The sequence below is a fragment of the Bradyrhizobium sp. CCBAU 45321 genome (genome assembly GCF_028128975.1).
Taxonomy (GTDB): Bacteria; Pseudomonadota; Alphaproteobacteria; order Rhizobiales; family Xanthobacteraceae; genus Bradyrhizobium; species Bradyrhizobium yuanmingense.
In genome coordinates this window covers 589000-607421 of the sequence record NZ_LFKZ01000017.1, presented here as the reverse complement: position 1 = coordinate 607421, position 18422 = coordinate 589000, and the positions used below count along the sequence as shown (strand labels likewise).

Annotated in this window: 17 protein-coding genes; 6 read left to right on the top strand and 11 right to left on the bottom strand. The window is 65.4% G+C overall.

Annotation, left to right across the window (positions count from 1 at the left end; translation table 11 throughout):
* Nucleotides 1-5: 5 nt before the first annotated feature.
* Nucleotides 6-1235 (bottom strand): citrate synthase family protein, encoded by a 1230-nt coding sequence (locus ACM43_RS08860; RefSeq protein ID WP_271539733.1) that lies wholly within the window; start codon nucleotides 1233-1235, stop codon nucleotides 6-8.
* Nucleotides 1236-1311: 76 nt separating this feature from the next.
* On the opposite strand from ACM43_RS08860, the gene ACM43_RS08855 reads away from it, so the two are divergent.
* Nucleotides 1312-2406, top strand: a complete 1095-nt coding sequence (locus ACM43_RS08855; protein WP_271539732.1) for a citrate synthase/methylcitrate synthase — start codon at nucleotides 1312-1314, stop codon at nucleotides 2404-2406.
* Nucleotides 2407-2518: 112 nt separating this feature from the next.
* Here ACM43_RS08855 and ACM43_RS08850 read toward each other — a convergent pair whose 3' ends face one another.
* Nucleotides 2519-3148, bottom strand: coding sequence for a J domain-containing protein (locus ACM43_RS08850; protein ID WP_036014711.1), 630 nt, complete (start codon nucleotides 3146-3148; stop codon nucleotides 2519-2521).
* A 118-nt stretch (nucleotides 3149-3266) separates the two neighbouring features.
* On the opposite strand from ACM43_RS08850, the gene ACM43_RS08845 reads away from it, so the two are divergent.
* A complete protein-coding gene (locus ACM43_RS08845; protein WP_193760624.1) occupies nucleotides 3267-3545 on the top strand; it encodes a BolA family protein in 279 nt (92 codons plus the stop codon).
* 53 nt (nucleotides 3546-3598) lie between these two features.
* Here the strand turns inward: ACM43_RS08845 and ACM43_RS08840 are convergent, their stop codons facing one another.
* The 3 genes from ACM43_RS08840 to ACM43_RS08830 all read right to left on the bottom strand — a co-directional run bounded on the left by ACM43_RS08840 (nucleotide 3599) and on the right by ACM43_RS08830 (nucleotide 6784).
* The gene (locus ACM43_RS08840; RefSeq protein ID WP_271539731.1) at nucleotides 3599-4951 is read right to left on the bottom strand and encodes a hemolysin family protein; all 1353 of its coding nucleotides are present in this window, start codon (nucleotides 4949-4951) and stop codon (nucleotides 3599-3601) included.
* A gap of 67 nt (nucleotides 4952-5018) precedes the next feature.
* Complete coding sequence (gene aroB, locus ACM43_RS08835) at nucleotides 5019-6161, bottom strand: 3-dehydroquinate synthase (protein WP_271539730.1); 1143 nt, start codon at nucleotides 6159-6161, stop codon at nucleotides 5019-5021.
* Nucleotides 6158-6784 (bottom strand): shikimate kinase, encoded by a 627-nt coding sequence (locus ACM43_RS08830; RefSeq protein ID WP_271539729.1) that lies wholly within the window; start codon nucleotides 6782-6784, stop codon nucleotides 6158-6160. The genes aroB and ACM43_RS08830 overlap by 4 nt, the downstream gene beginning before the upstream one ends.
* Nucleotides 6785-6958: 174 nt before the next feature.
* On the opposite strand from ACM43_RS08830, the gene ACM43_RS08825 reads away from it, so the two are divergent.
* The 4 genes from ACM43_RS08825 to ACM43_RS08810 all read left to right on the top strand — a co-directional run bounded on the left by ACM43_RS08825 (nucleotide 6959) and on the right by ACM43_RS08810 (nucleotide 11380).
* Nucleotides 6959-7105 (top strand): hypothetical protein, encoded by a 147-nt coding sequence (locus ACM43_RS08825; protein ID WP_036026218.1) that lies wholly within the window; start codon nucleotides 6959-6961, stop codon nucleotides 7103-7105.
* A 17-nt stretch (nucleotides 7106-7122) separates the two neighbouring features.
* On the top strand, nucleotides 7123-8079 hold the full coding sequence (gene xerD, locus ACM43_RS08820; RefSeq protein ID WP_271539728.1) for a site-specific tyrosine recombinase XerD: 957 nt from the start codon (nucleotides 7123-7125) through the stop codon (nucleotides 8077-8079).
* A gap of 312 nt (nucleotides 8080-8391) precedes the next feature.
* A complete protein-coding gene (locus tag ACM43_RS08815; protein ID WP_271539727.1) occupies nucleotides 8392-9354 on the top strand; it encodes an acetyl-CoA carboxylase carboxyltransferase subunit alpha in 963 nt (320 codons plus the stop codon).
* Nucleotides 9355-9796: 442 nt separating this feature from the next.
* Nucleotides 9797-11380 (top strand): L,D-transpeptidase family protein, encoded by a 1584-nt coding sequence (locus ACM43_RS08810; protein ID WP_271539726.1) that lies wholly within the window; start codon nucleotides 9797-9799, stop codon nucleotides 11378-11380.
* A gap of 679 nt (nucleotides 11381-12059) precedes the next feature.
* Here ACM43_RS08810 and ACM43_RS08805 read toward each other — a convergent pair.
* The 6 genes from ACM43_RS08805 to ACM43_RS08780 form a co-directional block, all read right to left on the bottom strand.
* Nucleotides 12060-12755: a branched-chain amino acid ABC transporter ATP-binding protein gene (locus ACM43_RS08805; protein WP_271539725.1), complete on the bottom strand. Its 696-nt coding sequence runs from the start codon at nucleotides 12753-12755 to the stop codon at nucleotides 12060-12062.
* The gene (locus tag ACM43_RS08800) at nucleotides 12748-13479 is read right to left on the bottom strand and encodes an ABC transporter ATP-binding protein (RefSeq protein WP_271539724.1); all 732 of its coding nucleotides are present in this window, start codon (nucleotides 13477-13479) and stop codon (nucleotides 12748-12750) included. The genes ACM43_RS08805 and ACM43_RS08800 overlap by 8 nt, the downstream gene beginning before the upstream one ends.
* On the bottom strand, nucleotides 13469-14572 hold the full coding sequence (locus tag ACM43_RS08795) for a branched-chain amino acid ABC transporter permease (protein WP_271539723.1): 1104 nt from the start codon (nucleotides 14570-14572) through the stop codon (nucleotides 13469-13471). Before ACM43_RS08795 ends, ACM43_RS08800 begins: the two co-directional genes overlap by 11 nt.
* Before the next feature lie 208 nt (nucleotides 14573-14780).
* A complete protein-coding gene (locus ACM43_RS08790; RefSeq protein WP_271539722.1) occupies nucleotides 14781-15998 on the bottom strand; it encodes a substrate-binding protein in 1218 nt (405 codons plus the stop codon).
* Nucleotides 15999-16002: 4 nt separating this feature from the next.
* The gene (locus ACM43_RS08785) at nucleotides 16003-16860 is read right to left on the bottom strand and encodes a branched-chain amino acid ABC transporter permease (protein WP_025032673.1); all 858 of its coding nucleotides are present in this window, start codon (nucleotides 16858-16860) and stop codon (nucleotides 16003-16005) included.
* Nucleotides 16861-16896: 36 nt separating this feature from the next.
* Entirely contained in the window at nucleotides 16897-18411 is a 1515-nt protein-coding gene (locus tag ACM43_RS08780) for an amidase (RefSeq protein ID WP_271539721.1), read from the bottom strand.
* Nucleotides 18412-18422 lie beyond the last annotated feature (11 nt).

The window sequence follows — 18422 nt, the reverse complement described above, 5'->3', positions numbered from 1 at the left end:
GTGATCTAGGCTCCGGATTTCGCAGCTCCCACCCTCTTTCCCGGCGTTGGGCCCACATACCGCGCCCTCGGCCTGATCAGCTTGCCGAACTGCAATTGCTCGCTGGCATGCGCGATCCAGCCGACGCTGCGGGCCATCGCGAACAGCGCCAGCTCGCTGCCGGCGGGCAGGCGCAGTGTGTGGACCAGCACGGCGAGCGCGTAGTCGATATTGACGAACTCGCCGGTGGCTTCCGCGATCCGCTCTGGCACTTCCCTGGTGAATTTGCGCGGCGCGCCGGAGCGCGACAGCGCGTTCAGCAGCGATTGTGCGCGGGGGTCGCCGTGCTTGTAGACGCCGTGGCCAAAGCCGGCAAAACGTTCGCCGAGGGCGACGCGCTCGCGCACGACAGGCTCGACGTCGCGGTCGACCAGCGTCTTGACGAGCTGTGAGGCCAGGACGCCGGCGCCGCCATGCTTCGGCCCTTTCAATGCGGCGAGCCCGGCGATGACGGAGTCATAAAGGTTGAGGCCGGTCGAGGCCGCGCAGCGTGCGGTGAAGGTCGACGCGTTCAGCTCGTGATCGGCGAGCAGTACCAGCGCGCGGCGGATCAAATCGGGCGCGTGCTTGTTGTCTGCCGCCCAGGCGCGCGCGACCTGCTGATGCAGCGGCTCGGCCGAGGCTTCCGCATTGAGCATGGTCGCAACCAGCAGGCGGACGATGCGCGCGCCGACCATAGCGCGGCCATCGGGTGCCCGGGTGAAGGCGCGGGGATCGACGCTCGCGGCCAGTGCGAGCACGGCGATGGCGCGGTCGATCGGTGCCGCCCGGCGCGCGGCCTCCGCGATCACGCGCATTTCCTCGGAGAGTTCCGGTTGATTGTCGGGGGCAAACGGATCGACGTCGGCGACATCCCACAGCAGCGTCGCGGTGTGCTCCAGCGTGTCGTTCTCAGACAGATCGACGCAATTGACGCCGCGATAGATCGCGCCCTCCTCGGTGATGGTCGAGATCTCCGTGTCCATCACCGGCAGATCGGCATCGAAGCTGCGCAGGCCGCGTGGCTCCGGCGACGGCACACGGCGCTCCTTCAGCGCACGAACATCCTCGGCGCGATAGCGGTTCTTTCGCGAGTCCGGCGTCGGCTCGGAGCGGACCAGGCCGCGGCTGACATAGGCGTAGAGGGTGGCCGGGGAGATCGCTAGCTCGGCGGCGGCTTCCCGGGCGGAGAGATACAGCCCATCGGAATTCTTCATATTGATTTATGTAATCAAGATTGATCAACGTGTCGAGAGGCCTGACCTTGTTCTCCGTGAACAGGAGATTTGGGTCATGAACATCCACCTCACCAAAAGCCAGATCGGGCTGGACGGCGTTCCCGCGGCCGAGACCGTGCTGAGCCATGTCGACGGCGAGCGCGGCGAACTCATCATCGCCGGGGAGCACGTCGGGCGGCTCGCCGCCATCTCGAGCTTCGAGGGCGTTACCGCCCGCCTCTGGAACGGCGCCAGCAAGACCACCCTCACCGAGGCCAATGTGCGCTCACACCTGGGCGTTGCGCGCGAGCGCGCCTTCGCGCGGCTGCCGGACCTGCTCCCGGCGGCGCGCGGCATGGGCATCATCGACGGGTTTCGTGCCGCCGTCGCCGGACTGCGCGCCGAGCACGGGCTGGAGCACGAGACGACGATCGTCGGCGCGTTTCCGGTGATCGCGGGCGCGCTGGTCCGGCGCGCCAAGGGGCTGGAGCCGGTCGCGCCCGATCCCGACGTGAGCCATGCCGCCGACACGTTGCGCATGCTGCACGGGCGTTCGCCTGCAACGCGCGAGATCACGGCATTGGACGCCTATCTCGTCACCGCCAGCGACCACGGCATGAACGCCTCCACCTTCGCCGCGCGCGTGGTGGCCTCGACGCAGGCCGACCTGTTCGCGGCCGTCACCGCCGGCTATTGCGCGCTGACCGGTCCGCTGCATGGCGGCGCGCCGGAGCCGGTGCTGGAAATGCTGGACGCGATCGGGTCGCGCGAGCGCATTCAGTCCTGGGTGGATGCGGCGCTGGCGCGCGGCGAGCGCATGATGGGGTTCGGTCACCGCGTCTATCGCGTCCGCGATCCGCGCGCCGACGTGCTCAAGACCGCGGTCGAGGCGCTTGCGTCCAATGGCACCGATTTGCCGTTTGCCGGCGAGGTCGAGGCCTATATCCGCAGCGCCTTGCGCAAGAAGAACCCGGAGCGGCCGCTGGAGACGAACGTCGAGTTCTTCACCGCGATCCTGCTCGATGCGCTAGCGATTCCGCGGCAGGCATTCACGCCGATCTTCGCGGTCGCGCGCAGCGCAGGCTGGACCGCGCATGCCCGCGAGCAGCAGCGGACGGGGCGGTTGATCAGGCCGAGCTCGTCATATGTCGGGGCGATGCCGGAGGCGTAGGGAATGCGTAGCCCGGATGGAGCGAAGCGTAATCCGGGGAAAGCCGTCATTGTGGGAGAAAGGTCCCGGATTACGCTTGCGCTCCATCCGGGCTACGAAAGCGGGGAGGCCCTTACGCCTCGCGCACGACCGTCTTCAGATAATTGTACGCCTTGATGATCTCGATCAGGCGGTCCTCGGTCGAGCGGTCGCCGCCGTTGGCATCGGGGTGGTGCTGCTTCACCAGCGCCTTGTACTTGGTCTTGACGTCGGCAAGCGTCGCGCTGGGGCCGAGGCCCATGACCTGAAGCGCCTTGCGCTCGGCGTTCATCACCTTGCGCGTCTCGGCCTTGGGCTCCGCTTCGGGGCCCTTGCGCCAGCTGGCGCGGCCGTTGATCTCGGAGAACATGCTGAAGGGATCGGCCGCCATGTCGATCTCTTCCGCGCCCTTCTTGCCGCCATTGGCGCCCATCTTCCAGGTCGGACGGTGACCGGTCAGCGCATCCTTCTGATAGCGCGCAACGGCTTCGGCATTCATGCCGGAAAAGAAATTGTAGTTCTGGTTGTACTCGCGCACGTGGTCGAGACAAAAGTGCCAGTATTCGCGCTGGTTCTCGCGGCCCTTCGGCGCCCGATGCGAGCCCTTGTTGGCGCAGCCCGCCCATTCGCAATTGACCGCGGTGTCGCGCGGCTTCACTTCCGGCTGCTTGCCCCGCGGCTTCACCCGGATGGAGTCGAAGAACTTTGATGAATCGATCGGCATGGCTGACTTTGACTACGCAATGCAAAAACCTTCAAGTCTTGACATTGCAATTCGCTAAGCACCCGGTCGCGACGAGCTTGGACGTCCGGGTATTGACGGGATGCGAGCGCGCACCTTAATGGCACACATGGCTATGAAAGACACTATCAGCAACAAGTTGCAGGAAGCTTTCACGCCCGAAAGCCTGCAGGTCGTCGACGAGTCACATTTGCATGAGGGCCACGCCGGCCACCGAGCAGGCGGCGAGACGCACTTCCGTGTGTATATCGTGTCTGCCGCCTTCAAAGGGAAGAGCCGGGTCGACCGTCATCGCATGATAAATTCAGCGCTCGCCGCGGAACTTGCCGGCAGCGTGCACGCGCTGGCGATCAATGCGCAGGCGCCGGGGGAAGGTTGAATTCTCTGACCCTCCCCCTCCAAGGGTCCCTCCAGGGGAGGGTAAGGGAAAAATTAGAACGACGTCCCGGCCCGTCTCGGCTTTGCCTCTTCCAGCTCGGCCTCGCGCGTCACCGGTGAAATACGGAGCGCGGTGATGCGGTTGCGCTCGCGGCGGAGGACGCGGAAGCGGAAACCGTGGAACGTGAAGCTCTGGCCGCGGTCGGGGATCGAGCGCGCCTCGTGAATGACGAGGCCGGCGACCGTGGTTGCCTCTTCATCGGGAAGATGCCAGTCCATGGCGCGGTTGAGATCGCGGATTGGCACCGACCCGTCGACCACGACGGAGCCGTCCGGCTGACGGCGCACGCCGGCCACCACCACGTCATGCTCGTCGGAGATGTCGCCGACGATCTCCTCCAGAATGTCTTCCAGCGTCACGAGGCCTTCGACCTCACCATACTCGTCGACGACGAGTGCGAAATGGGTCTTGCGGCGGCGGAACGCCTTGAGCTGCTGGGATATCGGCCGCATCTCCGGCACGAACCAGGGCGGCAGCATGATGGTGGTGACGTCGATGCGCGACGTGTCGCCCTCCGATGCGCGGATTGCACGCAACAGATCCTTGGCGTGCAGAATGCCGATGATGTTCTCCGACTTGTCCCGCCACAGCGGAATGCGGGTGTATTCGGTGGCCAGCACCTCCCGCACCAGCTCCTCCGGCGGCAGGTCGGCGTTGATCATCACCATGGCCGTGCGGTGGACCATCACGTCAGACACCGTCAGCTCGCCGAGACGGAAGACGTTGTGAATGTACTCGGCCTCGCCGCTCTCGATCTTGCCGTGCACGGCCGATTCCTCAACCAGGCCCTCGATCTCCGAATCCGTCAGGATTTCGTGTTGCGAGAACTCCTGCACCCCCATCAGGCGCAGGATCGCGCCCGACGCCGTGTTGAGACACCAGCTCAGCGGATAGAACACGAGGTAGGAAAAATGCAGCGGATACGCAATCCACTGCGACACCGGCATCGGCTCCCGGATTGCAAGCGTCTTCGGCACCTGCTCGCCGATGACGATGTGCAGCGAAGAGAAGACCAGGAAACCCGCCACGAACGAGGTGAAGTGCAGCGTGGCCTCCGACATTCCGAGCGGGCTGAGGACGGGGCTCAGCAGCGCAGACACGGTCGGCTCACCGATCCAGCCAAGACCGAGCGAGGCCATGGTGATGCCGAGCTGGCAGCAGGCGAGATAGGATTCGATGTTTACCATCATCGTCTGCAGCAGGCGCGCGCCGAAGCGGTTCTGCTCGACCATGGCCTTGACGCGGAAGCCGCGGCTCTTCACCAGCGCAAATTCCGCCGCCACGTAAAACGCGTTGGCGGCGAGCAGGAGGGCCGCAAGCAGCAGATTGATCGAGATCGAACTCATGTTTGCCTCGCGACCGCCCCGGCATTCCCCGCCGTTTCGCGGGCGGCCGATCTGAACGGTCCCGTCATCACTGCGCGAGCTTCTCTTTCAGGAAGTCGCGCACCGGCGCCGGCTCGACGTCCTTTGCGATCACCGCGCGGCCCACGGCCTCCAGCAGGATGAAGGTGAGCTTGCCGCGCTTGACTTTCTTGTCCTGTGCCATCAGGGCCATCAGCGCGTCGGCATCGGCTAGCCCTTCCTGCGCAAAGCCGGCGATGTCCTGCAGGCGTGTCGGCAGGCCTGCCTCGATCAGGTGGCGCTCGATGCGCGCCGCCTCACGCTCGCCGATCATGCCGAGCTTCGCGGAGAACTGCGCCGCCAGCGTCATGCCGATGGCGACGCCCTCGCCGTGGAACAGGCGGTCGGAGAAGCCGGTCACAGCCTCCAGCGCGTGGCCGAAGGTGTGACCGAGATTGAGCAGCGCGCGCTCGCCGGTCTCGCGCTCGTCGCGCGCGACGATTGCGGCCTTGGCCCGGCAGGAGGTCGCGATCGCATGCTCGCGGGCCGATCCGCCCTTGACGATGTCGGCATGGTTCTTCTCCAGCCAGCTGAAGAAGGCCGCGTCGCCCAGCACGCCGTATTTGGCGACCTCGGCATAGCCGGCCCGGAACTGGCGCGGCGACAGCGTGTCGAGCACGGCGGTGTCGGCGATGACGAGCACCGGCTGGTGGAAGGCCCCGAGCAAATTCTTGCCCTGCGGCGAGTTGATACCGGTCTTGCCGCCGACGGACGAGTCGACCTGCGCCAGCAGCGAAGTCGGCACCTGCACGAAATCGACGCCGCGGCGCAGGATCGCCGCGGCAAAACCGGCGAGATCGCCGACCACGCCGCCGCCGAGCGCGATGACGAGATCGTTGCGCTCGATCTTCGCTGCGATCAGGGCCTCGCTGACCTTTTCGAGCCCGGCATAGGTTTTCGAGATCTCGCCTTCCTCGACGACGATGCGCGAGGTCGGAATACCGCTGGCTGCGAGCGACGCCTCAGTGGGCTCGAGCCAGTATTTCGCGACGGTGCGGTCGGTCACGATGGCCGTGCGGACGCCGGGACGCAGAGCGGCGACACGCTCGCCGAGCGAGCCCAGCACGCCGCGGCCGACGACGATGTCATAGGCGCGGTCACCGAGTGCGACGTCGACCTTGATGGGATCGGAATGTTTCAACGGCGCAGTCATCTTGACGCACTCGCAATGTCGGCAGGCGGTTGGGCTGGCTGTCCGCCGCAGAGACGGGTGTGCAGCGCCTCGATGCATTCCTCGACGATTCTGTCGTGCGGCACGTCGCGCGAGGCAATGGTGAGGTCGGCATTGGCATAGATCGGCTCGCGCTGGGCGAGAAGGCGCGTCACGGTTCCTTCGGGATCGACGGTCTGAAGCAGCGGACGGTCGGCACGGCGCCGCACGCGGCGCATGATGACGTCATGGTCCGCCCTCAGCCAGATCGAGATGGCCTTCGCCGCGATGCGCGCGCGCGTCTCCTCGCGCATGAAAGCGCCGCCACCGGTCGCCAGCACGATCGGCCCGCCCTCGAGCAGCCGCGCGATCACACGGGCCTCGCCGTCGCGGAAATAGGGCTCGCCATGGGTCGCAAAGATCTCCGGGATGGTCATGCCGGCGTGGGCCATCTCGATTTCGGTGTCGGCATCGATGAAGGGCAGCTTGAGCCGGGCCGCGAGGCGCCGGCCGATGGTGGATTTGCCCACCCCCATCATGCCGACGAGCACGATCGAGCGCGCCCCGAGCGCCGACAGGATGTCGGCCTCGGGCGAAGCAGGAAGCGGCAACGCGGCGTCGGACATCGTCTCGCTCGACTGGATCTCGCTCGAACTGCCGCCAGATGCGGCATGGCTTTGGCCACCTATACGACCCCATGGGGGCCCTCGCCAGAGGACTCTTGCCACGAAACGGCGAACATGTTGGATGATTTCATTGGTTAATTTGGCTGCCGCGCCCCGACCCGAGACCCCAGAACGATGCCGAGCCTGTTCCGCTTCCTGACGGTCGTCGCCGTGATCGGCGGCATCGTCTATGGCGTGGTCTTCGCGCTGGCGAACTTCGTCAACCCGAAGCCGCGGGAAATGACGGTGACGATCCCGCCGGACAAGTTTCTCAAGAAATAGGAGCTAGCCTCCCGGGCATGCCCGCCAAACCCTCAGACGCCAAGCTCATCGGCCTGTTCCTCGACATGCTCGCCGCGGAACAGGGCGCCGGCCCCAACACGCTCGATGCCTACCGCCGCGACCTCAGCGATTTCTCGGAATTTCTGGGCCGGGTCGGTCATACATTCGTGGATGCCGAGACCCAGACGCTGCGCGACTATCTCGCCGATCTCGACACCCGCGGCTTCAAATCCACCAGTGTGGCCCGCCGGCTGTCCGCGATGCGGCACCTCTACCGTTTCCTGCTGAACGAGCGCATCCGCGGGGACGATCCCGCCGCGATCCTGTCAGGCCCGAAGCGCGGCCGCGGCCTGCCGAAAGTGCTGTCGATCGCCGACGTCGACCGCATGCTCCGCCGCGCCAAGGAGCTGAGCGAGGCGGGAGATGCCTCGCCGTCGAAACGGCTGCGTGCCTTGCGGCTCTATTGCCTGCTCGAGGTGCTCTACGCGACGGGCCTGCGCGTCTCCGAGCTGGTGGCGCTGCCGCGCTCGGCGGCCAAGCGCGACGCCCGCATGATCGTGGTGCGCGGCAAGGGCAACAAGGAACGGCTGGTGCCGCTCAACGACGCCTCGCGGCAGGCGATGGCGGATTATCTGGCCGCGACGGAAGCGGCAAAGGCCGACAGGAAGGACAGTGTGGCCGCGTCGAAATGGCTGTTCCCCTCGTTCGGCGAGAGCGGACATCTGACGCGCCAGCATTTTGCCCGCGACCTCAAGGAGCTCGCGGTTGCGTCCGGCTTGCAGGCCCGCCTGGTCTCCCCGCACGTGCTGCGCCACGCCTTTGCCAGCCATCTGCTGCACAACGGCGCGGACCTGCGCATCGTGCAGACCCTGCTCGGTCACACCGATATTTCGACGACCCAGATCTATACCCATGTGGTCGAGGAGCGGCTGAAGAGCCTGGTGCGAGACCTGCACCCGCTGGCAGAGAAGTAAACAGGTCTCGTGCCCCGTACGCGGCGCAGCGTGAAACGATGCGACGCAGAGCCCGGGCCCATGCCGAATGGGTCCCGGCTCTGCGCAGCAGCGCCGTAGAGGCGCTGCAGCGCGTCCGGGACACGAGAGCTTAGCCAGAACGACGAGGAAACCGCCTTGACTTCGGCCACATCTCCGCGGAAAGAGCCGGGGCCTCACGGCTGATTTGGCCGGCTGCACCAGCACACAGGCCAAATCATTGAAGACGCTACACTTCTTTCCGCAACCCCAACTCGCTTCGCTTCTCGAGCCCCGTCCCCCTATATTGAGTTGATGCAAGACCAGATGCGCAGCTATCTCGACTTCGAAAAGCCCGTCGCCGAGCTCGACTCCAAGGTCGACGAATTGCGCGCGCTCGCCGCCAGCGGCACCGACATCAGCGACGAGGTCGGGCGGATCGAGGACAAGGCGGCGCAGGCGCTGGCCGACCTCTATGCGAACCTGACGCCGTGGCAGAAGACGCTTGTGGCGCGGCATCCACAGCGGCCGCATTTCAACGACTTCATCAAGGGCCTGATCACCGAATTCACCCCGCTCGCCGGCGATCGCAAGTTCGGCGAGGACGAGGCGCTGGTCGCCGGCTTCGGCCGTTTCCGCGGTGAGCCGATCTGCGTGATGGGCCAGGAAAAGGGCGATTCCACCGAGAGCCGGATCCGGCACAATTTCGGCATGGCGCGGCCGGAAGGGTATCGCAAATGCGTGCGGCTGATGGAGATGGCCGAGCGGTTCGGCCTGCCGGTGCTGTCGCTCGCCGATTCCGCCGGCGCCTATCCGGGCATCGGCGCCGAGGAGCGGGGACAAGCCGAGGCGATCGCGCGTTCGACCGATGCGTGCCTGGCGCTGACCGTGCCCAACGTCGCGATCATCACCGGCGAGGGCATGTCGGGCGGCGCCATCGCCATCACCACGGCCAACAAGGTCTTGATGCTCGAGCATGCGATCTACAGCGTGATCTCGCCGGAGGCGGCGTCCTCGATCCTCTGGCGCGACGGCACCAAGGCGCAGGAAGCCGCCAACAACATGAAGATCACCGCCCAGGACATGCTCCGCTTCGGCGTGATCGACGCCATCCTGAAGGAGCCGGTCGGCGGCGCCCACCGCGACCCCGCCGCCATGATCGCGACCACCGGCGAGGCCATCGCCAAGGCCTTCGACGAGCTCCGGAACTTTGATGGGGATGCCATCCGCAAGCAGCGGCGGCAGAAATTCCTCGATATCGGCCGCAAACTGGGCTGATTCGCCTCGATTCCGCTCTCGTAGGGTGGGCAAAGCGAAGCGTGCCCACCAATCCCGGCTGTACGAACGGCTCGTGGGCACGGCGCTTCGCGCGCCTTTGCCCACCCTACCAGATCTTTCGAGCAGCCCCCGGTAACCCCGCATTAACCCTTTTTTTGCCCAAATCGGCGATCTGAGTCCCCATCGGCCGAAAGCCCAAGTTCCGTCCCAAGTCGCGTCCATTTAGTCTTCGTTGACCATGCCGCTGGGCCAACGCCCTCGTGATCCCCACTCGGGTTGCGACCACATGACCCAGAGGTTAGAATTTTAATCAATGGCTTCAGGGCATAAGCGCTGGAGCGGGGTCTGACCGGGCCCGTCTCGGCGGGTCGGTTTCCGGTCGGATTGCGTTCCGAAAAGTTGGGGTTCGCGCTTCAATGCCTGGCACGGTGTGGGGTCCATCTTGATTTCTCGTTCGCTTGCTCGCGCGCTCTTGGTCTCGGTTGCGCTGATGACGGCCGGCGGTCTGCTTGCCGGCTGCAACACCGATCAGGTCTCGCTCGCGACCAACGCCAAGGCCAATCAGCCGGTGCCGCCGAAGCTGATCGCCGCGATGGCCGAGAAGGACATGGATTTGCAATCGCCGATCCTGGTCCGCCTGTTCAAGCAGGAGGCCGAGCTCGAGGTCTGGAAGCAGACCCGCTCGGGCCAGTTCGCGCTGCTCAAGACCTATCCGATCTGCCGCTGGTCGGGCGATCTCGGCCCCAAGGTGCGCGAAGGCGACCGCCAGGCGCCGGAGGGATTCTACTCGATCAATCCGAGCCAGATGAATCCGCAATCGTCCTATTACCTCTCGTTCAACACCGGCTATCCGAACGCGTTCGACAAGGCGCTGGGCCGCACCGGCTCGCAGCTGATGGTGCACGGCGACTGTTCGTCGCGCGGCTGCTACGCGATGACGGACGAGCAGATCGCGGAGATCTATTCGCTCGGCCGCGAATCCTTCTTCGGCGGCCAGAAGGCGTTCCAGTTGCAGGCCTATCCGTTCAAGATGACGCCGGTGAACATGGCCAGGCACCGGAACAATCCGAACATGCCGTTCTGGAAGATGATCAAGGAAGGCTATGATCATTTCGAGGTGACGCGGCAGGAGCCGAAGGTCGATTTCTGCGAGAAGAGATACGTGTTCGACGCCGCCAAGCCGCCGGACGCCAAGCGCGATCTGGTGTTCGACGCCTCGGCCAAATGTCCGGCCTATGTGATCCCCGAAGAGATCGCCAGCGCCGTGCGCGAGAAGCAGGCCAAGGACGAGACGGAATATGCAAGGCTCGTCGCCAAGGGCACGCCGGTGGCGCGGATGAACACCGGCATCGACGGCGGCATGCACAAGGTGTTCGCCGCCAAAATTCCGGAAGGCTCGACCGGCCTGTCCGAGAGTGCCGAAGGCACCACGCTGCAGATGCTGGCCATGGCGAAGGCACCGGGCACGATCCCCGGCCACGTCAACCCGCCCAAGCCGAACCTCGATGCGGTGGCAAGTGCGCCGGCGCCGCGGGAAGAGCCCGTGGTCGCCGTCAGCGCGCCTGCCGCGAGCACCCGCGTTGCCGCGGCGGCGCCCGCTGCGAAATCTGAAAGCGGCGGCTTCTTCTCCAATCTCGGCCGCAAGATGGGGCTCGGCACCGCCGACACCACCGCGACCGCGACGCCTGCGCCGCAAGCCACCGCGTCCGTGGCCCCGGCCGCCCAGACGTCCACGACGCCGGCCACGGCCGCCTCGCGACTGAAGGCTGCCGTGACCCGCTTCGTGCCGGGGCATGACAAGTCCAAGGATTCAGTGAAGGAGGCGGCAAAGGATACGCCGAAGCCGGCCGTCGCAGCCGCCAAGCCGGCCGAGCCGCCGAAGCCCGACACCCGCCTCGCCGCGACGCGTCCGGCGCTGAAGCCGTCGGTGAGCGACGGTGCGGGCGATAGCACCCCGATGATATCAGGCGCCGCGCCGGTGGTGCAGTCGAACTCGTTCGACAGCCGATTCTCGGCGGTGAAGTAGGCAGGTCCCTTCGGATAGCAATAATTCGCTTTACCCGAACACCCGAAACACCCTATCCACCCGCCGTCTCATCCCTCCGGAAGGGGCGGGTCGCGATCGTCACGGTTCGTGGGGTGGGTTGCGGTGGACGCGGGCTGCGTTGGCGCCAGGTGCGGTCGCAGGGCGGGTAGTTCCCGTGAGCGGTCAGCGGGCGCGGTACGACAGGCGCTGCCATGCCCTGCGAAGCCGAGAGGCGAAGCAGGGTCGCGTACGGCAAAATCGTGTGGTCCTGACGTCCGGGGTCTGTACGTCAAGTCTCGTGGTGGTGCGCGTTGTCCAACCGGAGGGCGCGTATCAGTGATCTCGCGAGGCGACGGGGGCAATAGTGCATCGCTCCCCGGGGAGAGCGCGACATAAGCCGTCAAACCACTGCGCAGGGAAGGCCGGTTATCGGGCTGCACCTGTGTCTCCCCTGTGAGCGTTTACTTACGCATCATTGCACAGGGGCTCGTGGGTGCCAGCCGGTACCCGGCCTTCCCTGCGCCCTTCCGATTCCGATGGGCGCCAGAAGCGAAGCAAAACCCGGACGCTGGAGCGCTGCGGGATCGCGATGTCACGTTCGGTTGTTTGACAGTTGAATCGAGGATTCGACGCGCGACAGCTGAGATCGGCGTGCGAGCGCCACGCTTCACGCCCATCCCTACGGCGCCAGATATCGCATCAGCTCCGGATTGCCCCGCACCTCGCTGGCCTGCCCCTGCAGCGCGACGCGGCCGCGGTCGAGCACGTAGGCGTAGTCGGCGACGCGCAACGCCAAATCGAGGTGCTGCTCGACGATGATGACGGCGATGCTCTTTGCGAGGTCGATCAGGCGCTCGGTGATCTCCTCGATGACGCCGATCCAGACGCCTTCGGTCGGCTCGTCCAGCAGCAGCAGCTTGGGATCTCCGAGCATGGCGCGGCCGATCGCGAGCATCTTGCGCTCGCCGCCGGAGAGCGTGCCGGCGGGCTGGTCGAGGCGCTGGCCGAGCTTTGGGAAGATGGTCAGCACGCGGTCAATTGCGGAGCAATCCTTCTTAGCCAGCGAGCCGACGGCGAGATTGTCGCGCACCGACAGGCGCGCGAACACCGAATGCTCCTGCGGCACGTAGCCGATGCCGGCGCGGACGCGCTCCTGGGTGGCGCGGCGGCTGATGTCGCGGCCGTCGAAGGCGACCTCGCCCTTCCACGCCGGCAGCTCGCCGACGATGGTCTTCATCAGCGTGGTCTTGCCAGCGCCGTTGCGGCCGAGCACGGCGACGCCGCCGCGCCAGGGAATGCCGAGGCTGACGTCGAACAGGACCTGGCTGCGGCCATAGCCGGCGTCGAGATGCTTGATGTCCAAAAATTCAGGCACGGCGCAGATAAATCTCCTGGACGGATGTGTTGGCCTGGATCTCCGACACCGTGCCAGACGCCAGCACCTTGCCCTGGTCGAGCACGGTGAGGCGATCGCAGATGTCACGGATGAAATCGAGGTCGTGCTCGACGATGACCAGCGAGCAATGTTTTTTGATCGGCTGCAGCAGCTCGCCGGTGACGCGGCGCTCTTCCAGGCTCATGCCGCCGGTGGGCTCGTCGAGCAATAGGAGCTTCGGCTTGCCGGCGAGTGCCATCGCGATCTCCAGCCATTGCTGCTGGCCGTGCGACAGCGCGGCGGCCGCATCGAAGGCGCGGTCGGCGAGGCGGAACTGCGTCAGCATGGTCATGACCTGGTCGTGCAAGAACCTACGCGTGCGCGAGAACACGAGGTCGAACAGCGAGGACTGCGCCTGCAGCGCGAGCAGGATGTTGTCGTAGAGCGTCAGCGACGGCAGCACGGATGTGATCTGGAATTTCAGGCTCATGCCGGCGCGCGCACGCTCGGTCGGCGTGAACGCGGTGATGTCGGTGTTGACGAAGGAGACCTTGCCTTGCGTCGGCACCTCGGCGCCGGCGATGCACTTCATCAGCGTGCTCTTGCCCGAGCCGTTCGGGCCGATCAGGCCGTGAAACTCGTTATCGCCGACGGTGAGGGCTGCGCCGTCGAGCGCGGTGAGCTTGCCGAAGACCTTCTTGATGCCGGCCGCTTCAAGGAGCATTGCGCGTCTCCTTTTGCCTGGCGCCGAAGCTGCCGACGCGTTCGCGCTCGCCGAGCACAAAACTGATCAGGCCGAGCGGCCGGAACAGGATCACGAGCAGGAGCAGCAGGCCGAGGATGATCGGCCAGATCTCGCGGTAATTGTCCGAGAGCCAGAAGCTGACGCCCTCGACGATGACAGCGCCGATGACGGCGCCGATCAGCGTGCCGGAGCCGCCGAACAAGACATAGAGCACGACCTGGGTCGAAACCACGACGCCGACCATGTTGGGCCAGACGAAGCCTTCGTGGAAGGCATAGAGGCTGCCGGCGAGGCCTGCGACGGCGCCGCCGATGGTGAAGATGATGGCCTTGAGATGCTGCGCCTTGTAGCCGAAGAAGGCGATGCGCTGCTCGTTCTCGCGCAGGCCAGCTAGCGCAAGGCCGAATTGCGAGCGCACCAGGAAGCGGCAGAGCAGGTAGACCACGACGAGGATGCCGAGCACGAGATAATAGAAGGCAGGACCTTCCGTGAAATCATAGCTGCCGAGCGACATCGGCGCGATCGAGGGGATGCCGTTCTGGCCGCCGAGATAATACCAGCCGCGCGCGAGGCGATCGGCGGCGTAGGAGCCGGTCAGCGTGCCGAGCGAGACGAAGATCACGCTAGAGGGATGCCGTCCCAGCAGCAGGAAACCGCCGAGCAGCAGCGCGAAGGTGAGGCCGATCAGCGTTCCCGCGGGCAGCACCAGGAAGATGTTGGTGACGTTCAGATCACGCGCGAGCAGGGCGACCCCGTAGCCGGCCGAGCCGAAGAACAGCGCCTGGCCGAAGCTCATGATGCCGGCATAGCCCCAGACCAGGTCGAACGACAGCGCGAACAGCGCCAGGATGATCACGCGCGTCGCGAACACCGTGAGATAGTCCTGCAGCACCAGCGGCGCGAGTAGCGCCGCGAGGAGCACGAGGCCCTCGATGATGGGCAGGAGTTTTCGTCCTGCCTTGACCTGGTCATTGGCCCGTTTCGCCGCTGCGCCCTCAGCCATCGCACCGTCCACTTCGTCGTCCACATCGGCGACGATGGCCTCTCTTACCACACTCATCGGCTTCAGCATTCCGAGTTCAACATCGTGAGAGTCAGCTGCGTAGTCATGGCAGGGTTCACCTCTCCCCAACGGGGAGAGGTCGGATTGCGCCTGGCGATGCGAAGCATCGTCCACTGCAATCCGGGTGAGGGGCCGCAACACGCAGTGAGATCAGTTCCCCTCACCCGGATCGCATCTTGCGATGCGATCCGACCTCTCCCTCCGGGAGAGGTGAAAATCAGCATTCCTTGGGATCGACGAGGCCGTTGCTGCGCCCGACGATCTCGTAGTTTCCGTTCTTGGCGACGGCGGTGTACATCTTCATCTTGCAGTGCCGCTTGCCCGGCACCATCTCGGCGGGCCCGCCCGGACCTTCGGCGATCTTGGCATGGTCGAGCGCGGCGGCCACGGACTCGCGGTCGATCTTGCCGGCTTCCTTGACCGCGGCTTCCCACAGCTTGAGGCCGCGATAGGTGCCGGTGGCAGCGCTGCCGGCGGCGAACAGGAAGTTGCCGGGGAAATCCTTCTCGTAGGCCGCCTGGATCTTGGCGTCGAACGGGTTCTCCTTGGTCAGCACCTTGAAATAGTCGAGGCAGCTCGCGAGCCCTTCGATCTCTGCGGCCTGGTTGATGTTGAGCGTGTTCTCGTCGTAGTAGACGCAGGCCAGACGCCCGCCGTTCTTGAGGAAGCCGGCTTCATAGAGCTGCTTGAAGAACGGGCCGACGCCGGGCGGAATGACGGTGTTGAAGACGACGTCGACCTTGTTGGAGATGATGCGGTTGACGGTCGCGGAGAAGTCGACCTGGTCGAGCGGGTAATATTCCTCGAACACGACCTCGCCGCCATTGGATTCGATCACCTTGCGGGCGTAGACGTTCAGCGTGTGCGGCCAGACATAGTTGGCGCTCGGCAGCGCGAACTTCTTGCCGCCGTTCTTGATCAGCCAGGGGATGAACTCGTCGCATTGCTGCGCCGGCGTCGGGCCGGTGCAGAACAGGTACGGCGTGCACTCCTTGCCCTCGTAGAGCTGCGGATAGATGTAGAGGGTCTTGCCGCGCGCCACGATCGGATCCTTGATCGCGTTGCGCATCGATGAGGTGATGCCGCCGAGCACCATGTCGACCTTGTCGCGCTGGATCAACTTGCGGACGTTGCCGACGGCGACGGATTCGTTCGAGGCGGTGTCCTCGATATAGAGCTCGAGCGGACGGCCGAGCAGGCCGCCGGCTCCGTTGATCTCCTTGATCACCATTTTCGCAACGTTGGCATCGGCGTTGCCGGCATAGGCGATCGGGCCGGTGAGATCGGTGGCGATGCCGACCTTGATCGGCGCCTCGGCCGCATTGGCCCAGGGCGCCGGGATCACCCAGCTGCCGACGCCGGTTGCGACCGCGCCGGATGCAAAGGCGAAATTGGACAGGAAGCGACGTCGTGTGAGCTGAGTACGATCGAGCATGTGATTAAACCCCTTTTCCAGCGATGAGACCTTGCGGACGGAATTTGATGAAGACGATGGCCAGCACGAAGACGAGGACGTCGGCGACGACGGGTGCCATTACCCAGGGCAGCGCCGCGCTCAGCGTGCCGATGACGCCGGCGCCCGCGACCGGGCCGATGAAGGAGCCGACCCCGCCGACCATGACCGCGACAAAACCCTGGATCAGGAAGCGCAGGCCGAGATCGGCAAACAGGCTGAACACCGGCACGATCAGCGCGCCAGCAAGGCCCGCGAGCGCCGCACCGAAGGCGAACGTCGCGCCGTAGATCAGCGGCGTCGAAATGCCCGACGCACGCGCCAGCGACGGGTTCTCCAGCGTCGCCCGCACGCGCAGGCCGAAGCTGGTCCGCGACAGCAAGAGATAGCAGAGGCCCATCACCAGCAGCGTGATGACGATGATGGTGAAGCGCCAGGCCGAGATATGCATGGCGCCGATGTCGATCGAGCCGCCGATCGGCTCCGGCACGGTGAGGTAGAAGCCGCCGATCAGCCCGCGAACGGCCTCGCGGATGATCAGGCCGAGCGCATAGGTGCCGAGCATGGCAACGATCGGCGCGGCGTAGAATCGCCGGATGATCAGCGCCTCCAGCACGAAGCCGAGCGCACCGACCACGAAGGGCGCTGCAACCATGCCCGCCCAGATCGGCAGGCCCTTGGCATAAGCGAGATAGGTGATGTAGGCGCCGAGCAGGACGAACTCGCCCTGCGCGAAGTTGAAGATGCCCATCATGCTGGCGATGATCCCGAGCCCCAGCACGATCAGGACGATGATCGCGCCGAAGCTCAGGATCTCGAACGCCGCGACGAACGCGTTAGCCATGCGTTGCGTTTCCGCCGAGTTGAAGCGAAGGTTTCCTCACATCTTCTTCCAGTCGCCGATCTGCTCGAAGGCATGGGCGGCGCGGTAGATGGTGGATTCCTCAAACATGCGGCCGACCAGCATCAGCCCGACCGGCAGGCCGTCGACCATGCCGCAGGGCAGCGACATCGCGGGATGGTGCGTGATGTCGAACGGCGCGGTGTTGGAGATCATCTCGAGCGCGCGAGCGACGTAGTCCTCGCGGCTGGCATTGGGCTCCGGCAGCTTGGTCGCCTTCATCGGCGTCGTCGGCAGCAGGAGCAGGTCGTAGTCCTTGAAGGCCTTGTCGTAGGCCGCGGTCAGCCGGCGCGAGATGTTGAGCGCCTTCCCGTAGAAGCGCGGGCCGAAATTGTTGTTGATGTAGGTGCCGAGCATCATGAACAGTTTGGTGGTCTCGGACAGCGAGTCGGCCTGCCTGCGCCAGCCGCGGTGGAAATCCATCAGGGAAGTCGAATAGAGATCGCCGCGGGACAGGCCGTAGCCGTCGCCGAACATCATGGTCTGGGTCAGGCCTTCGGTGCCGATCGGCGTCCAGATCGCCCCGCCCATGAGGTGCATCGGGATCGAGACGGTCTCGACGCTGGCGCCGAGATCCTTGAAGCGCTTGGCGGCCTCGCGCACGCTTTCATTCACCGCGGACTCGGCGGTCGGCTGCTCGAAGCCCTCCTTGAGAATGCCGATCTTCATGCCTTTGACGCCCTGGCCGAGCGCCTTGGTGTATTCCTCCACTTTCGGGGCCTTGATCCTGGGATCGTAGCCGTCGTCCCCGGCGAGCACCTCGAGCAGCAGCGCATTGTCTTCAACCGTTGCCGTCATCGGGCCGGTGTGGTCGACGTAGATCTCGATCGGCATGATGCCGGTGTAGGGGACGAGGCCCCAGGTCGGCTTCATGCCGTAGATGCCGCAGAACGACGACGGCATGCGGATCGAGCCGCCCTGGTCGCCGCCAATGGCCATGTCGACCTCGCCGAGCGCGACCACGACGCCCGATCCCGACGACGAGCCGCCGGCCGAGTAGCCCATCTTGTGCGGATTATGCACCGGCCCGTAAGAGCCGGTGTGGCTGCCGCCGGACAGGCAGAAATGCTCGCAATGCACCTTGCCCTTGATCTCGGCGCCGGCATCCAGCATGCGCGTGACGATGGTGGCGTCGAAATCGGGCACATAGCCTTCCAACGTCGACGAGCCGTTGGTCATGGGCACGCCGGCCAGCATGATGTTGTCCTTCAGCGCGACGGTCTTGCCCTTGAGCTTGCCGCTGGCGGCGCCCTTCACGGTCGACTTGCGATACCAGGCATTGCGCGGGTTCTCCTCCGCCGAGGGCCGGTAGCCCGGCGTGCGCGGATATTTCACTTCGGGCAATTCGTCCGGCATCGCGGCAACGAGATTGTAGGCTTCGATCGAGCCCTGCATGAGACTGCGGAACGAGGCGACGTCGTCATCGGTGAGCGAAAGGCCGCATTGCTCGGCGATACTGCGAAGTTGGGCTGGCGTGGGAAGGGCAACTGTCACGGCGCTCTCCT

Coding starts and splice junctions, on each gene's coding strand:
- xerD (WP_271539728.1), top strand. CDS start 7,123: ATGCCCGCCAAACCCTCAGACGCCAAGCTCATCGGCCTGTTCCTCGAC.
- aroB (WP_271539730.1), bottom strand. CDS start 6,161: ATGACTGCGCCGTTGAAACATTCCGATCCCATCAAGGTCGACGTCGCA.
- ACM43_RS08850 (WP_036014711.1), bottom strand. CDS start 3,148: ATGCCGATCGATTCATCAAAGTTCTTCGACTCCATCCGGGTGAAGCCG.
- ACM43_RS08840 (WP_271539731.1), bottom strand. CDS start 4,951: ATGAGTTCGATCTCGATCAATCTGCTGCTTGCGGCCCTCCTGCTCGCC.
- ACM43_RS08830 (WP_271539729.1), bottom strand. CDS start 6,784: ATGTCCGACGCCGCGTTGCCGCTTCCTGCTTCGCCCGAGGCCGACATC.
- ACM43_RS08855 (WP_271539732.1), top strand. CDS start 1,312: ATGAACATCCACCTCACCAAAAGCCAGATCGGGCTGGACGGCGTTCCC.
- ACM43_RS08790 (WP_271539722.1), bottom strand. CDS start 15,998: ATGCTCGATCGTACTCAGCTCACACGACGTCGCTTCCTGTCCAATTTC.
- ACM43_RS08860 (WP_271539733.1), bottom strand. CDS start 1,235: ATGAAGAATTCCGATGGGCTGTATCTCTCCGCCCGGGAAGCCGCCGCC.
- ACM43_RS08845 (WP_193760624.1), top strand. CDS start 3,267: ATGGCACACATGGCTATGAAAGACACTATCAGCAACAAGTTGCAGGAA.
- ACM43_RS08800 (WP_271539724.1), bottom strand. CDS start 13,479: ATGCTCCTTGAAGCGGCCGGCATCAAGAAGGTCTTCGGCAAGCTCACC.
- ACM43_RS08795 (WP_271539723.1), bottom strand. CDS start 14,572: ATGCTGAAGCCGATGAGTGTGGTAAGAGAGGCCATCGTCGCCGATGTG.
- ACM43_RS08825 (WP_036026218.1), top strand. CDS start 6,959: ATGCCGAGCCTGTTCCGCTTCCTGACGGTCGTCGCCGTGATCGGCGGC.
- ACM43_RS08815 (WP_271539727.1), top strand. CDS start 8,392: ATGCAAGACCAGATGCGCAGCTATCTCGACTTCGAAAAGCCCGTCGCC.
- ACM43_RS08785 (WP_025032673.1), bottom strand. CDS start 16,860: ATGGCTAACGCGTTCGTCGCGGCGTTCGAGATCCTGAGCTTCGGCGCG.